This is a genomic window from Pseudomonas sp. F220, from assembly GCF_057813935.1.
On record NZ_JBVASJ010000001.1, the window covers coordinates 155,678 to 171,781 of the forward strand.

A 16,104-nucleotide genomic window follows, 5' to 3' on the forward strand; every position below is an offset into this window, starting at 1 on the left:
ACAAGTCAGGCCCTGAACTGCCCCAGGCTCGCTTTCAACTGCGCCGCCAGACCATCCAGTACTTTGCCGCTGGCGGTTGTCTCCACCACCGCCTGAGCCGCGCGCTCCGCCTGAGCATGGATGGTTTCAACCCGCCCGCGTACCGCGTGTGCACCCCGCGCTTGATGGGCGGCAGCCTGGGTAGCCAGACCAATTGCTGCGTGCACTTGTTCAACCGATGACTGCACCGACTGCTGCAACCGCGCACTATCACGCAACACCAGCAAACCTTCGCTGGCCTGACGACCCGCCTGGCCAATCGCCGCTACCGCTTCACGCGCACCCTGCTGCAAGGCGCCGATATGCGCCTGGATGTCGCCGGTAGAGCTTTGGGTCTTGCTCGCCAGTGCCCGAACCTCATCGGCCACCACCGCAAAGCCGCGTCCGGTTTCACCGGCACGCGCCGCTTCGATGGCTGCGTTCAGCGCCAACAAGTTAGTCTGCTCGGCGATTCCGTGAATCACCGTCAGCACCACCTCAATCTGCTCGCTTTGTTGCGCCAGGCGCTCGATCACTTTGGCGCCGGTTTCCACTTGCCCGGCCAACGCTTCAATCAGACTCCCGACCTGCGCGGATGTACGCGTGTTCTCGTCGGTCGCCTGACGGATATCCACCACTTGTTTCAAAGCCGCCTGCATGGCATGACTTTCGGCCTGTGCCTCATCGGCCATTTGTGACAACGCGCGCAAGCTTTCTGCCACCTCGTCTCGCTGCGACGCTGCCGCCGCATCGGCACCCGCATTGCGCAAGGTCATGGCGCCGATCTCTACACCCGTGCGCTGCGCCACATCGCCCGCCTCGCGCACTATCGGCTGCAACTTATCCACAAAGCGATTGACCGCCGCGGCCATTTCGCCGATCTCGTCCTTGCTGTTGAGCTGCACGCGCTTGGTCAAATCGCCCTCACCGGCCGCCAGATCATTGAGCGCGGCGATCAACAGATGCAACCGGTTGACCACCCGACGCCCCAGCACCACCGCCAGCAACAACAAGACACCAAAACCAACCAACGCCAGGCCCATGCCGATCCGCCAGCGCAAGGTTGCTGCCGCTTCCTGCACGGTGCTGGTGGTGTTGTCCTTCATCTGCGACGCGGTGGCTTGCGCCGACTGTAATCGCGCTCGCATCGCCGTGGCGCTATCAGCCGCCGCGCCCTTGAGGCTATCGTCAACCAGTTGGTCACTGCTGGCGATCAAAGCAGAGAAGCGCTTATCCAGCGCCGCCAGATCAGTCTCGACTGACGCCGTGGAGACGCCCATCAAGACCTTGCCGATTTCCACCCCATTGGGACTGATCGAGGCCTCGAGGTAGTAGACCGATGGATCGTTTTTCGCCGCATTCAGCACTTTATCCATCGCTCGCTCGCCCTGGCCTTTTTCCAGCAGGGCCTTGTTGATCGGGTTTTCCCGATTCATATAGCGAGTCAGGTGTTGGCCGGTGGCGTCGTCATAGACCACGAACAGCACGTTGGGATTACGCTGGGCACGTCGAGCGAACTCGGAAAGGGTCGGGACGTCGCTGTCCCACATCGCGCGCGGAGCCACAGAAGCAAGAAGCTGGGCCATGTCATTGGCCGAGTCCTTCAAATCCTTCTCCAACGTCGCACGCAGTTGCACCTGCTCCTCTTTCAGTCGCGAGGACAGGCCCGCCGTGAGGCGCTGACGGGTACTGGTGGACAGGCTGTCGAGGCTCGACGTGACTTCGCGTCCCGCCTGCTCGAGCTCGCCAGAGAGCTTCTGACTATCGACGCCCAGGCGATTACCGAGATCGGCTTCCAATGCGGTCACTGTGCTCCGAGTCAAAGCCACAGCCACCAGCACCTGCACCAAAAGCGCGATACCAAGCGTAACGAATACAGGCCGCAGCAAACGGCTTTGTAACAGTGAGAGAACGGCCGACACAGGAAATCCCTCTACTTTGGCGCCATTAAATTGATGGCACCCTGGAAAGGATAATCACAGCAAAGGTCGTGCCGCCCAACAGACAGAAACGACAAAGGGCCCCATAAAGGGCCCTTTGTCTTTTACATCAACGACTTATTAAGCGAACGGGTGACGCAGAACGATAGTCTCGTTGCGGTCCGGACCCGTCGAAATAATGTCGATCGGCGCGCCGACCAACTCTTCGACGCGCTTGATGTAGTTGCGAGCAGCCTGAGGCAGCTCCTCCAGGGTCTTGGCACCCAGGGTCGACTCGGTCCAGCCCGGCATTTGCTCGTACACTGGCTCCAGGCCGATGTAGCTGTCAGCGTCGGTCGGTGCGTCGATGACTGCACCATCCTGGTTCTTGTAGCCCACACAAATATTGATGGTCTCAAGACCGTCGAGCACGTCGAGCTTGGTCAGGCACAGGCCGGAGATGCTGTTGACGTCGATAGCGCGACGCAGGATCACGGCATCGAACCAGCCGCAACGACGGGCACGGCCAGTGGTAGCGCCGAACTCGTGGCCACGCTTGGCCAGGAACGCGCCAATGTCATCGAACAGCTCAGTCGGGAATGGACCCGAACCAACGCGAGTGGTGTAAGCCTTGGTAATGCCGAGGATGTAATCCAGGTACATCGGACCAAAACCCGAACCGGTAGCGATGCCACCAGCCGTGGTGTTGGAGCTGGTGACGTACGGATAAGTACCGTGGTCAATGTCCAGCAGCGAGCCTTGGGCACCCTCGAACATGATGTCCTTGCCTGCGCGACGCAAGTCGTGCAGTTCGGCAGTCACGTCGAGCATCATCGGCTTCAGCAGCTCGGCGTATTCCATGCACTCGTCGAGTGTCTTCTGGAAGTCGATCGCCGGCTCTTTGTAGTAATTGACCAGTACGAAGTTGTGGTAATCCAGCAACTCGCCCAGCTTCGCGGCGAAACGCTCACGATGGAACAGGTCACCGATACGCAGGCCGCGACGTGCAACCTTGTCTTCGTATGCCGGGCCGATGCCACGACCGGTCGTACCGATCTTGAGCTCGCCACGGGCTTTTTCACGGGCCTGGTCCAGCGCCACGTGGTAGGACAGGATCAGCGGGCAGGACGGGCTGATACGCAGGCGCTCGCGCACCGGTACGCCCTTCTCTTCCAGCTTGATGATTTCACGCAGCAAGGCGTCAGGTGCAACCACCACACCGTTACCGATCAGGCACTGCACGCCTTCGCGCAGTACGCCCGACGGGATCAGGTGCAAGACGGTTTTCTCGCCGTCAATCACCAGAGTGTGACCCGCGTTGTGGCCACCTTGATAGCGCACTACGGCGGCAGCATGTTCGGTCAGCAGATCAACGATCTTGCCTTTGCCCTCATCACCCCATTGGGTGCCCAGGACTACGACATTCTTACCCATAACACTTGTCCTCATTCGCGCAAACTTGGTGCCGGCAACGGCCGGCAGGAAAACTCAAGAAGCCAGCGGCAATACTTGCCAAAGCCCGTTCTGCAGAATCAATTGCCGGTCGCAGTCCGCTTCACGGGCGGCGGCCAAAGGTTGCCCAGGCAACGCCTGAACGACACGCTGACCCTCACTGCGCAACTGGCAAACCTGCTGCCAGAGTGCCGCGTCCGTACTGTCAGGCATCCAGATACCGCCAGACGGTAGCTCGATTTCAGCACGCCCCAGGGTCACCAGGGTTTTCAAATCGGTAGAGAATCCAGTCGCCGGACGGGCACGACCGAAGTCGGCGCCGATATCGTCATAACGACCGCCCTGAGCGATGGACTGGCCAACACCCGGTACGAACACCGCAAACACCACGCCGGTATGGTAGTGATAACCGCGCAACTCACCCAGGTCGAAGTACAGCGGCAACTCAGGGAAACGTGCGGACAAACGTTCGGCAATCGCCAGAAGGTCGTCCAGCGCGGTCAGAACCGGCGTCGGCGCATTGGCCAGACGCTCGCGGGCCGCAGCCAGCACTTCACGACCGCCACACAGATCAACCAATGCCCGTAGCATGCCCGACAAATCGGCAGGCAGGCCTTCGGTCAAGGTAATGACTTCATCGATCGCCTTGCGCTGCAGGGCGTCGAACAACTGTTGCTCCACTTCACCGGACAAACTGGCGGCACGGGCCAGACCGCGATAGATGCCAACATGACCGAGGTCCATGTGCACATCCGGCACGTCGGCCAGTTGCAACATCGCCAACATCAAGCTGATGACTTCAACGTCGCTGCTCGGACTGGCATCGCCGTACAACTCCGCGCCCAGTTGAATCGGGCTGCGCGAGGACGACAAAGCGCGTGGCTGCGCATGCAAAACGCTACCGGCATAGCATAGACGGCTCGGACCTTCGCGCCGCAGGGTGTGCGCATCGATGCGCGCCACCTGCGGCGTGATGTCGGCGCGAAAGCCCATCTGCCGACCCGACTGCGGGTCGATCACCTTGAAGGTCCGCAGATCGAGGTCCTGGCCTGCACCAGTCAGCAGCGATTCCAGGTATTCGATATGCGGGGTGACGACGAACTCATAGCCCCAGCTCTGGAACAGATCCAACACCTGACGACGCGCGACTTCGATGCGCGCTGCTTCCGGTGGTAGTACTTCTTCGATGCCATCTGGCAGCAGCCAGCGGTCTACCGTTGCCATTACGCCATTCCCCTGTGATCCGGGCGGCACGCTTTTGGGCGAGCCTTGAGTGAAGCAGAAAGTGTTGCATTCGGCGCGAGCCCAGCCGAACTACAGCCTGAAACCCAGGCTACACATCACTTTCCTCGAAAAATCTTGCCGGGTTCTTAAACGAACTTCAGCCAATCAAACGTGCAGACGCAAAAAAGCCGGGAATTTCCCGGCTGCCGCATCATACACTCGTTTTCCCAAAGGATCACCCCGCCAAGCGCTTTAGCCGCCCGGCGGGGTGCGCCATCAAGGCTTGGCTTTTTCCAGATAGCGGAAGAAGTCACTGCTTGGGTCCAGAACCATGACGTCGGTTTTGTTCGCGAAGCTTTCACGGTAGGCACGCAGGCTACGGTAGAACGCGTAGAACTCCTGATCCTGACCGTAGGCCTTGGCGTAGATCGAGGCCGCCTGGGCGTCGCCATCACCGCGAGCCTCTTCCGACTCACGATAAGCCTCAGCCAGCAGCACGCGACGCTGACGATCGGCGTCGGCACGAATGCCTTCTGCCAGCTCGTTACCTTTGGCGCGATGCTCGCGAGCTTCACGCTCACGCTCGGTGCTCATACGCTCAAACACGCTGCGGTTCACTTCCTTCGGCAGATCGATGGCCTTGACCCGAACATCGATAACTTCGATGCCCAGTTCTTTTTCAGCCATTTTGTTCAGCGAAGCAGTGATGTCAGCCATCAGCGCGTCACGCTCACCGGAAACCACTTCATGCAGGGTACGTTTACCGAACTGGTCACGCAGGCCCGATTCCAGACGACGCGAGAGGCGCTCATCAGCAATCTGCTTGAGGCCGGATGTCGCGGTGTAGAAGCGCTCGGCATCTTTCACGCGCCACTTGGCGTAGGCATCGACCATAACGGCTTTCTTTTCCAGCGTCAGGAAGCGCTGTGTCGGTGCATCAAGTGTCATCAAGCGCGCGTCGAACTTACGCACCTGGTTAACGTAAGGCACTTTCACATGCAGGCCCGGCTGAACGTCAGCCTGAACCACGCGACCGAACTGCAGCAACACCGCTCGCTCTGTCTGAGCCACGATGTAGAAGCAGTTCCAGGCAACGATAGCCACGACGACGCCGACAATAAGGGCGATCAGCGATTTATTGCTCATCAGCGACTCTCCCTGGTACGCGTTTGCTGTTGCTGCGAATCCGCTGCGCTGCGCGTGCTCACATCGTTGCTGCCAGCTGCTGCCGCGCCCGTTACCGGCGCAGTACCGCTACGACCACCACCTTCGATCATCTTGTCCAGCGGCAGGTAAAGCAGATTGTTCTGCCCGCCCTTGTTGCCGGTCACAAGAACCTTGCTGGTGTTGCTGAAGACTTCCTGCATGGTGTCCAGATACAGACGCTGACGGGTCACTTCAGGGGCTTTGCGATACTCAGCCACCAGTTTGGTAAAGCGATCAGCCTCACCCTTGGCACGAGAGACGACTTCATCGCGGTAACCGTTGGCATCTTCAAGGATGCGCTGGGCTTGACCTCGGGCTTCCGGCACGACGCCGTTGGCGTAGGTTTCAGCCTGGTTGCGCGAGCGCTGCTCATCTTCACGAGCGCGGATCACGTCATCGAAGGCTTCCTGGACTTCACGCGGTGCAGCAGCGCTCTGAACGTTGACCTGAGTGACGGTGATACCGGTGCGATAGGTATCGAGGAAGCGTTGCAGACGCTCCTTGATTTCGCTGGCCATCAATTCACGACCTTCGGTCAGCACCTGGTCCATCGCGGTGGAACCCACCACATGGCGCAGGGCGCTCTCGGTCGCATGTTGCAGGCTGATTTCCGGCTGATCGACGTTCAGCACGAAGTCCTGCAGATTGGTGATCTTGTACTGCACGGTCAGCGGCACTTCGACGATGTTTTCGTCTTCAGTCAGCATTTGACCCTGCTTGGTATAGGCACGCTCACGCGTGACGTTTTCCATGTACTTGCGATCGATCGGCGGGAAGTAGATGTTCAGACCCGGGCCGACGGTTTCATAGTACTTGCCGAAGCGCAGCACTACGGCCTGCTCCTGCTCGTCCACTACGTAAACCGCGCTGTACAGCCAGATGGCCGCCAGCACGACAAGACCGATACCCAGCAAGCCGTAACCACCACCCTTGCCCGAACTACCGCCGTCGTCACTACCACGTTTCTTGCTACCACCGAACAACCCATTCAGGCTTTCCTGCAGCTTACGGAAGGCCTCGTCGAGATCTGGCGGCCCCTTGCGGTCGCCATTATTGCGGCGTTTACCACCCCAAGGATCCTGATTATTCGAGTTGCCACCCGGCTCATTCCAAGCCATAGCGCTCTCCATCTGATAAAGCAAAGACGCACCCACGGCGCGCCGACCAATGCTACAGAATGCCTGCCACAGCGGCACAACCGCTTTTTCAGGCTTTTATTGCAAAGTGTGTTGCTCGATGAATTCCAGCGGTTGCATTCCTTCGCGACTCACCAGTCGATTCAACTCGACCCGTGGCAAGCGAACAGCCAGCAAACTGATGCCGTCTTCGTCGTGTTCTTCTTTCTGTACTGCGCCCAAGGCGAAGAACTGAGCACGCAGTCGAGCAAAACGCTGCGGCAAGCGCAAGGTGCCGACGAACAAATCGTTGCCGAGCAATTCTGCGACAGCCTGTTTGAGCAGATCCAGACCCTGACCGTCCCGCGCCGACAACCAGACCCGTAGCGGTTTGCCATCGGCATCACGCTGGATCTGCGGCTCAACGCCTTCGAGCAAATCGAGTTTGTTATAGACCTCAAGGATCGGCAAGTCTTGAGCACCGATCTCGCCAAGCACCACCATGACCTGTTCAATCTGCGCCATGCGCTCAGGCTCATGGGCATCGATCACGTGCAGCAACAGGTCGGAGTTGCTCGACTCCTCGAGCGTAGCCCGAAAAGCCTCGACCAGTTTGTGCGGCAGATGGCGGATAAAGCCCACGGTATCGGCGAGCACGATGGGACCGAGGTCGTCGAGCTCAAGCCGGCGCAGGGTCGGATCGAGGGTGGCGAACAGCTGGTTGGCCGCGAAGACGTCGGAGTCGGTCACCGCGTTGAACAGCGTCGATTTGCCGGCGTTGGTATAACCCACCAGTGAAACCGTCGGAATGTCAGCACGCTTGCGGCCGCGACGCGATTGCTCACGCTGGCTGCGGACCTTTTCCAGTCGCCCTTTGATCTGCCGCAGACGAACCCGCAGCAGACGCCGGTCAGTTTCGAGTTGGGTTTCACCCGGGCCGCGCAGACCGATACCGCCTTTCTGCCGTTCAAGGTGAGTCCAGCCACGAACCAATCGCGTACTCATGTAATCAAGCTGGGCCAGTTCGACCTGGAGCTTGCCCTCATGAGTGCGTGCGCGTTGGGCGAAGATATCGAGAATCAGACCCGTACGGTCAATCACGCGACACTCGAAAACACGTTCGAGGTTACGTTCCTGACTGGGCGTGAGGATGTGATTGAAAATCACCAGATCTACCTGTTCGGCTTTGACCAGGTCGCGTAACTCTTCGACCTTGCCACTGCCAATCAGGTATTTAGCGGTTGGCCGATGACGCGGCACGTTAAAAAACGCAACGGTCTCGGCGCCAGCCGATATAGCCAACTCCTGAAACTCCTGCGGATCTTCGCGCGCCTCAGGGTCCTGACCATCCAAGTGAACGAGAATTGTCCGCTCACCACCACCGTGGCGCTCAAAGAACAAAGGAGACTCCTATCAGGCGTTACCTGGCTCAGCGTCGCCCTGTTCGGTTTCGGTTGCGCTAGGCAAACGAATTGGACGAACCGGCACCACTGTCGAGATAGCGTGCTTGTAAACCATTTGGCTGACGGTGTTTTTCAGCAGGATCACGAACTGATCGAAGGACTCGATCTGACCTTGCAACTTGATCCCGTTGACCAAATAGATGGAAACCCCAACTTTCTCTTTACGTAAAGTATTCAAGTAAGGGTCTTGTAGCGAATGCCCTTTTGACATGTGCCGCACTCCTTTAAGGATCAATAATAAAAAATCAGAAAAAACAGATGTCTTGGCCGTCACACCCCCAAAGGATAGACGGCAATTGCAAGGACTCAGCTCAATATGGAGACCGTTCCCAAGTATTTCAAGGCGCGCGGCAGATTGTCGCAATCCAGGCTGTCCAGCCAATGCAGGTCAGCCCAGCTGCGTAGCCAGGTGAACTGGCGCTTCGCCAATTGGCGCGTGGCAATGATGCCGCGCTCCTGCATCTCGGCTGACGTCAGCTTGCCATCCAGATGATCCCAGACTTGTCGGTAGCCTACAGCACGTATAGACGGCAACCCGGCATGCAGGTCACTTCTTGAACGCAGAGCTACGACCTCGTCAATGAATCCCTGTTCCAACATTTGTGTAAATCTTTGTGCAATTCGCTGATGCAGTACCTGACGGTTCGCCGGAGCGATGGCCAAGTTCGCGACAGTATAGGGCAATTGTCCGCGTCCCGAAGCGGCTGCTTCAGTACTTTGCGCAGATTGTCGCTGTCGATGGGCCGTCATGCTCAGGCCACTGACTCGATAAACTTCCAGTGCCCGGCTCAGCCGTTGCGGATCATTGGGATGGATTCTCGCCGCAGATTCCGGGTCGATCACCGCCAGCTGGTCGTGCAGGGCTTGCCAGCCAAGGCGTGCAGCTTCTTCCTCAATGTGTGCGCGGACTTGCGGATCAGCCGCCGGCATATCCGCCAGACCTTCGAGCAAAGCCTTGTAATAGAGCATTGTCCCGCCTACCAGCAGCGGAATATTGCCGCGCGCGGTGATGTCCGCCATCGCCGCCAGGGCGTCGGTACGAAAATCAGCCGCTGAATAGCTTTGCGCCGGGTCGAGAATATCGATCAACCGATGGGGAAATTCGGCCAACAGCTCTTTCGATGGTTTGGCGGTGCCGATGTCCATGCCGCGGTAAACCAGCGCTGAATCGACGCTGATCAGCTCGCAGGGCAACACCTTGGTCAGCTCGATAGCCAGATCAGTCTTGCCCGCAGCGGTCGGACCCATCAGAAATATCGCTGGAGGGAGCTGGCTCATCAACGACCGCGCAAGAACAGTTTGTCCAGATCGTCCAGGCCCAATTGGGTCCAGGTCGGTCGGCCATGGTTGCATTGACCGCTGCGTTCGGTGTTTTCCATGTCACGCAGCAAACCGTTCATTTCCGGCAAGGCCAGACGTCGATTGGCACGAATCGCACCGTGGCAGGCCATGGTCCCGAGTAACTCATTGAGATGCGCCTGAATCCGGTCACTGGTGCCGTACTCCATCAGATCCGCCAGGACGTCATGGACCAGACGGTTGGCTTCGGCCTGCTTCAACAGTGCCGGGATTTGCCGGATTGCCAGGGTTTCCGGGCCCAGCCGCTGCAACTCGAAGCCCAGACGCTGGAACCAGTTGACGTGCTCTTCAGCGCAATCCGCTTCGCGCTGGCTGACCGCAATCGACTCAGGCACCAGCAATGGTTGGCCACTCAGACCTTCGCTGGCCATCGCAACCTTCAGTCGCTCATACATGATCCGCTCATGGGCTGCATGCATGTCCACCAGCACCAGGCCCTGGGCGTTTTCCGAGAGGATATAGATGCCTTTAAGCTGCGCCAGTGCATAACCCAAGGGGGGAATATCACCCTGGCCGTCCGGCAACGATACTGCCCCGCTTTCTGGCAGGGGCGCATAAAACTCGCGATAAGCGCTCTGAGCTTCGGCAGCCGGCAACGTCGATTGAGGTCGTGGCGTGTATTGGTACTGATAACCCGCCCCGGCGCCTGAACCCGGCGCATTGAATGTCGGTTGAGGCTGGGGTTGTTCCAGCAGCAGATTGGCCGCCAGACGCATTTCGCCCTGCGGCCCGAACTCGCCGGCTTCAATTCCGCTTGGCCGGACAATGCCGGCAACAGCAGCTGGAGCGGCCAGATGATCTTCCGGACGCACGTCGCCCAAGGCCCGGTGCAAGGTGCCGTAGAGGAAGTCGTGAACCATGCGCCCGTCACGGAAGCGCACTTCGTGCTTGGTCGGGTGGACGTTGACGTCCACAACCGCCGGGTCGACTTCAAAAAACAGCACAAAGGTCGGGTGCCGACCATTGAACAACACGTCACGGTAAGCTTGGCGCACTGCGTGGGCTACCAGCTTGTCGCGCACCGCTCGGCCGTTGACGTAGAAATACTGCAAATCCGCCTGGCTTCGGGAGAACGTCGGCAACCCGACCCAGCCCCATAGGTGCAGACCATTGCGCTCGACCTCAATCGGCAGTGCTTGCTCGAGGAATCCCGCACCGCAAACCGCCGCCACACGCCGGGCGCGAGCCGCGTCGTCATGGGCTTCGTGCAGGCTGAGAATGGTCTTGCCGTTGTGGCGCAAATGGAACGCCACGTCGAAACGTGCCAGCGCAAGACGCTTGATCACTTCTTGCAGGTGATCGAACTCGGTTTTTTCGGCCTTGAGAAATTTGCGCCGGGCGGGCGTGTTGAAAAATAGATCGCGCACTTCCACCGAAGTCCCGACCGGATGCGCCGCCGGCTGTACACGCGGGGCCATGTCGCGGCCTTCGGTCTCGACTTGCCAGGCCTGGTCGGCATCGCGGGTGCGAGAGGTCAGGGTCAACCGCGCCACCGAGCTGATGGACGCCAGTGCTTCACCACGGAATCCCAGGCTCATCACGCGTTCGAGATCTTCCAGGTCGCGGATCTTGCTAGTGGCATGTCGAGCCAGTGCCAACGGCAGGTCATCCGAAGAGATGCCGCTGCCATCGTCACGCACTCGCAACAGCTTGACCCCGGCTTGCTCGACATCCACATCAATGCGCTTGGCACCGGAGTCGAGGCTGTTTTCCAGCAATTCCTTGATCACTGATGCCGGGCGCTCGACAACCTCACCGGCGGCGATCTGGTTCGCCAACCGCGGACTGAGCAGCTCAATACGCGCGTTATTGCTCAGCATCTCACTCATTCCTTGGCCGCCAGTTCAGTGCCCGGAATGGTCAGGATCTGACCGATTTTCAGTTCATCGCTGCTCAGATTATTGGCGCTGCGCAAGGTGGAGGCCGAAACCTGATAGCGCACGGCAATCATCGCCAGCGTTTCACCCGGACTTACCCGGTGATCACGTGGCCCTTGAGCGATTTTTCCAGAATCACGCAGCCAGGCAATGTAAGTGCCCGGTGGCGGGTTCTGCTGGAAGAACTGGCGAACACCGCTGCTGATAGAGCGGGCCAGCGCTTGCTGATGGTTGGACGCAGCCAGTTTTGAGGCTTCGTTGGCATTGGAGATAAACCCGGTTTCCACCAGGATAGATGGAATATCCGGCGATTTGAGCACCATGAACCCGGCCTGTTCGACACGCTGCTTGTGCAGTGGCGTGACCCGACCAATATTGCTCAGAACCTTCTGCCCAACGTTCAGGCTTGAGGTGAGCGAAGCGGTCATGGACAAATCCAGGAGCACACCAGCAAGCATTCGGTCTTTGTCATCGAGACTGACATTACCAGCCCCGCCGATCAGGTCGGAGCGGTTTTCACTGTCGGCCAGCCAACGAGCGGTCTCGGAGGTGGCACCGCGCTCTGACAAGGCAAACACCGAAGCACCGAAGGCGGCTGCCGACGGCGCCGCATCAGCGTGAATAGAAACGAACAGGTCCGCGCCCTTCTTGCGGGCAATCTCGGTACGACCACGCAACGGAATGAAGTAGTCGCCGGTTCGGGTCAGCTCGGCACGGAAGCCTTTCATACCGCTGACCTGACGCTGCAACTCCCTGGCGATCGCCAGCACCACGTCTTTTTCCTTCTGACCACGGGAACCGGAAGCGCCCGGATCTTCACCACCGTGACCGGCGTCGATAACCACAATGATGTCGCGCTTGCCGGCCGGCGCAGGTGGAAGCTTGATCGCCGGCTCAACCGGAGTAACCGGGACCACGGGCACAGTGGCAACGTTGGTCGGAGGCGGGATCGGCGCGGCATCAGCGGCGCTATCGAACAGGTCAACTACCAAGCGGTTGCCGTACTGTGCATTCGGCGCCAGGATGAAACTTTTCGGCGTGACGGCTTTTTTCAGGTCGATGACCACCCGCAGGTCGGTCGGCGTACGCTGGGCCGAGCGCATGGCGGTGATCGGCGTGTTGGCGGTGGAGACCTTCAGCGACCCGCCCAAGGTCGCGCCATTGATGTCGATCACCAGACGATCCGGGGAAGTCAGGGTAAAAACGCTATGCTCCACCGGACCGGACAGGTCGAACACCAGTCGCGTGTTATCCGGCGCGCGCCACAGCCGTACGCTGCGCACCTGTGTAGCGGCCACAGCGTCGACGGCCAATGCCGTAAGCAACAGTCCTACGACAGCAACCAACGCGCGCATGCGCATACCTAACCCCATCATTTATTTAATTTCCAATGCCAAAGCGGCACACCACGACTCGCCACGCGAGCCTTGGGGCAACAAACTCAGCGAACGTCCGCTATTATGCGGGCTAATGGTAATGGTCAGGTCGGGCTTTGGCAAAAAGCCTGCACCACGCTGGGGCCATTCGATCAGGCACAGCGCATCACCTTCGAAGTAATCACGAATACCCAGAAACTCTAGCTCCTCCGGATCAACCAGCCGATACAGGTCGAAGTGGTAGGCTCGCAGCTCACCGATTTCGTAAGGCTCTACCAAGGTAAAGGTCGGACTCTTGACCGCCCCCACATGCCCCAAGCCCCGGATGATACCCCGCGACAAGGTGGTTTTCCCCGCCCCCAGATCACCGTCCAGGAAAATCACCCCAAGTCCTTGGGTGACCTGAGCGATACGCGCCCCCAACTTGATCATGGCTTCTTCATCGGCCAGATACAGTGTTACTTCAGACACGGTGATTGCTCCTCCAACAACTGACGAATGACTGGAATCAAATCACTGGCCGCCAGCCCCCGACCCAATTTTCCTTGATGCTCGCCGGCGCTGGCATGCAGCCAGACCGCCAGGCAGGCTGCTTCGAAAGCGTCCATGCCCTGAGCCAGTAGCGCGCCGACCAATCCGGCGAGCACATCCCCCAGGCCTGCCGTCGCCATTGCCGGATGGCCACGACCACACAGCGCCAGGCGACCGTCCGGGCTGGCGATCAGGCTGCCAGCGCCCTTGAGAATGACCACCGCCGAGTACTTCTTGCTCAGTTCGCGCGCAACAGTAAGACGATCTGCCTGAACGTCGGCTGTCGAAAGCCCCAACAGACGCGCCGCTTCACCCGGATGCGGAGTGATCACACAGCCACCTGGCAATTTCAGCCCACCCTTGGCCAGCAGATTCAGCGCATCGGCATCCCAGACTTGCGGCAACGACGCATTGGCCGCCGCCGACAACAAACTCCGCCCCCAAGCAGCCTGCCCCAACCCCGGACCGACTACCAATACCGATGCCTGCTCAAGCAACCCCATCAGTTGATTGGCGGAATGCGTGCCCACCGTCATGACTTCCGGCAACCGCGTCAGGGCGGCAGGCACGTGCTCACTGCGGGTCGCCAAAGAAACCAGGCCCGCGCCACTGCGCAGGGCGCTTTCAGCACTTAATAGGATGGCACCACCAAAACCGCGGTCGCCGCCAATCAACAATACATGGCCGAACTGACCTTTATGAGCACTCAGCGAGCGCGCAGAAAGCGGCGGCAAGTTGCCAGGCGCGAGGTGCTGAACGTCGGGTAAATCGTGTTTTGTCTGCGGCATGCTTCTTCGGGCTCCGATGTCTGGCAGAATTATACGCATCTCAGCCCCGGTTTCTCTCGCCTCATGCCTGCTATTACCACAGACCTTCCCGCCCTCGCCCAATCGATCAAGGATTGGGGCCGCGAGTTGGGCTTTCAACAAGTCGGCATTAGCGGCCTGGACCTGGCCGAGCATGAGCAGCACCTGCAACGCTGGCTCGACGCTGGGTACCACGGCGAGATGGACTACATGGGGGCCCACGGAAGCAAGCGCTCCCATCCTGAAGAACTGGTGCCAGGTACGCTGCGGGTGATTTCGTTGCGCATGGACTACCTGCCGGGCGATACCCACATGGCCCAGCGTCTGGCTCAGCCGGAAAAAGCCTATGTCTCGCGATATGCCTTGGGTCGGGACTATCACAAGCTGATTCGCAAACGCGTGCAGCAGCTGGCAGATCGCATCCAGCAGGTCATTGGTCCGTTTGGCTATCGCGCCTTCGTCGACAGCGCCCCCGTGCTGGAAAAGGCCATCGCCGAACAGGCCGGGCTTGGCTGGATCGGCAAAAACACCCTGGTGCTCAACCGAAAGGCCGGCAGTTATTTCTTTCTCAGCGAGCTGTTTGTCGACTTGCCTCTACCAGTGGACCCACCCCATGCCACTGAGCACTGTGGTCGCTGTACTGCTTGCCTCGACATTTGCCCAACCAACGCCTTCATCGGCCCCTATGTGCTGGACGCACGGCGGTGCATTTCCTACCTGACCATTGAACTGAAAACCGCGATTCCCGAGGATTTGCGGCCGCTGATCGGCAATCGGGTGTTTGGTTGTGATGATTGCCAAATTGTCTGCCCGTGGAACCGCTTCGCCCGCCCTTCAGGGGAGAGCGACTTCAAGCCCCGGCACAATCTGGACAATGCCGAGTTGGCCGAGTTGTTTATGTGGGATGAAGAAAAGTTTCTCAGCAGCACCGAAGGTTCGCCGTTGCGGCGAGCCGGTTATGAGCGCTGGTTGCGTAATTTGGCAGTGGGATTGGGCAATGCGCCTTCAAGCATTCCGGTACTGGAAGCGTTGAAGGCGCGACGGGATTACCCGTCAGAGCTGGTGCGCGAGCATGTGGAGTGGGCGCTGAAGCAACACGCCAACCGTTAGTGCTCGTCGTTGTAGACGAACTTCGGCATTTCCCAGTGAAAACGGATCGCCAACAAACGCAATAAAAACCCGCCAAACAAGGTAATCAGAATCGCCTGCTCGCTCGGCAATTGCAGGTAGACGCAAAACAGATAGCACCACGCGGCAGCGAACGAGACGCTGGCATAGAGTTCGCGGCGGAAGATCAGTGGAATGTCGTTGCAGAAGATGTCCCGCAAAATACCGCCGAACACTCCGGTGATCACTCCGCTGACCGAGGCCACCAACATGCCGTGGCCCATTTCCAGAGCGATCATGCAGCCGATCAGGGTGAAGGCCACCAAGCCTATGGCGTCGAGCACCAGGAACAATGAGCGCAGGTGGCGCATCCACCGCGCGATGACGATCGTCACCATCGCCGCAATCGAGGTCAGCACCAGGTATTCCGGGTGCTTGACCCAAGTCAGAGGGTAATGCCCCAGTAGCACGTCGCGCACCGAACCACCGCCGAGCGCCGTCACGCAGGCGATCAGTACCACACCAAACCAGTCCATGCCGCGGCGACCGGCAGACAAAGCCCCCGTCATGGCTTCAGCGGTAATGGCAATCAGGTAGAGCATTAGCAACATGGAGGGCAGTCCTTGCGAGAAGGCGCGCAGTCTAACCAGA

The 16,104-nt window shown here is 59.3% G+C and carries 14 protein-coding genes; 1 reads left to right on the forward strand and 13 read right to left on the reverse strand.

The window, feature by feature from the left end; genetic code table 11:
• Positions 1 to 5: 5 nt before the first annotated feature.
• The 12 genes from ACZYSM_RS00705 to ACZYSM_RS00760 form a co-directional block, all read right to left on the reverse strand.
• Complete coding sequence (locus ACZYSM_RS00705; protein WP_489067869.1) at positions 6 to 1,940, reverse strand: methyl-accepting chemotaxis protein; 1,935 nt, start codon at positions 1,938 to 1,940, stop codon at positions 6 to 8.
• A gap of 138 nt (positions 1,941 to 2,078) precedes the next feature.
• A complete protein-coding gene (locus ACZYSM_RS00710; protein ID WP_489067871.1) occupies positions 2,079 to 3,371 on the reverse strand; it encodes an adenylosuccinate synthase in 1,293 nt (430 codons plus the stop codon).
• 54 nt (positions 3,372 to 3,425) lie between these two features.
• Positions 3,426 to 4,613, reverse strand: a complete 1,188-nt coding sequence (locus ACZYSM_RS00715; RefSeq protein WP_489067873.1) for an ATP phosphoribosyltransferase regulatory subunit — start codon at positions 4,611 to 4,613, stop codon at positions 3,426 to 3,428.
• A gap of 276 nt (positions 4,614 to 4,889) precedes the next feature.
• On the reverse strand, positions 4,890 to 5,759 hold the full coding sequence (gene hflC / locus ACZYSM_RS00720) for a protease modulator HflC (RefSeq protein ID WP_489067875.1): 870 nt from the start codon (positions 5,757 to 5,759) through the stop codon (positions 4,890 to 4,892).
• Positions 5,759 to 6,937, reverse strand: coding sequence for an FtsH protease activity modulator HflK (gene hflK / locus ACZYSM_RS00725; protein ID WP_489067877.1), 1,179 nt, complete (start codon positions 6,935 to 6,937; stop codon positions 5,759 to 5,761). The genes hflC and hflK overlap by 1 nt, the downstream gene beginning before the upstream one ends.
• Before the next feature lie 96 nt (positions 6,938 to 7,033).
• On the reverse strand, positions 7,034 to 8,335 hold the full coding sequence (gene hflX, locus ACZYSM_RS00730) for a ribosome rescue GTPase HflX (RefSeq protein WP_489067879.1): 1,302 nt from the start codon (positions 8,333 to 8,335) through the stop codon (positions 7,034 to 7,036).
• A 12-nt stretch (positions 8,336 to 8,347) separates the two neighbouring features.
• Complete coding sequence (hfq, locus tag ACZYSM_RS00735) at positions 8,348 to 8,608, reverse strand: RNA chaperone Hfq (protein WP_419117040.1); 261 nt, start codon at positions 8,606 to 8,608, stop codon at positions 8,348 to 8,350.
• Between the two features lie 95 nt (positions 8,609 to 8,703).
• Positions 8,704 to 9,675 carry a tRNA (adenosine(37)-N6)-dimethylallyltransferase MiaA gene (gene miaA / locus ACZYSM_RS00740; RefSeq protein ID WP_489067882.1) on the reverse strand — a complete coding sequence of 324 codons (972 nt, stop codon included), beginning with the start codon at positions 9,673 to 9,675 and terminating at the stop codon, positions 8,704 to 8,706.
• On the reverse strand, positions 9,675 to 11,573 hold the full coding sequence (mutL, locus tag ACZYSM_RS00745; RefSeq protein WP_489068269.1) for a DNA mismatch repair endonuclease MutL: 1,899 nt from the start codon (positions 11,571 to 11,573) through the stop codon (positions 9,675 to 9,677). Before mutL ends, miaA begins: the two co-directional genes overlap by 1 nt.
• A gap of 8 nt (positions 11,574 to 11,581) precedes the next feature.
• Positions 11,582 to 13,009: an N-acetylmuramoyl-L-alanine amidase gene (locus tag ACZYSM_RS00750; protein ID WP_489067884.1), complete on the reverse strand. Its 1,428-nt coding sequence runs from the start codon at positions 13,007 to 13,009 to the stop codon at positions 11,582 to 11,584.
• Positions 13,010 to 13,480 carry a tRNA (adenosine(37)-N6)-threonylcarbamoyltransferase complex ATPase subunit type 1 TsaE gene (gene tsaE / locus ACZYSM_RS00755; protein WP_489067886.1) on the reverse strand — a complete coding sequence of 157 codons (471 nt, stop codon included), beginning with the start codon at positions 13,478 to 13,480 and terminating at the stop codon, positions 13,010 to 13,012. It abuts the gene before it with no gap.
• Positions 13,468 to 14,328, reverse strand: a complete 861-nt coding sequence (locus tag ACZYSM_RS00760; protein WP_489067888.1) for an NAD(P)H-hydrate dehydratase — start codon at positions 14,326 to 14,328, stop codon at positions 13,468 to 13,470. Before ACZYSM_RS00760 ends, tsaE begins: the two co-directional genes overlap by 13 nt.
• 63 nt (positions 14,329 to 14,391) lie before the next feature.
• On the opposite strand from ACZYSM_RS00760, the gene queG reads away from it, so the two are divergent.
• Positions 14,392 to 15,456, forward strand: a complete 1,065-nt coding sequence (gene queG, locus ACZYSM_RS00765) for a tRNA epoxyqueuosine(34) reductase QueG (protein WP_489067890.1) — start codon at positions 14,392 to 14,394, stop codon at positions 15,454 to 15,456.
• On the opposite strand, the gene ACZYSM_RS00770 is transcribed toward queG, so the two are convergent.
• The gene (locus tag ACZYSM_RS00770; RefSeq protein WP_489067892.1) at positions 15,453 to 16,064 is read right to left on the reverse strand and encodes a trimeric intracellular cation channel family protein; all 612 of its coding nucleotides are present in this window, start codon (positions 16,062 to 16,064) and stop codon (positions 15,453 to 15,455) included. The genes queG and ACZYSM_RS00770 overlap by 4 nt on opposite strands.
• Between the last annotated feature and the right edge of the window lie 40 nt (positions 16,065 to 16,104).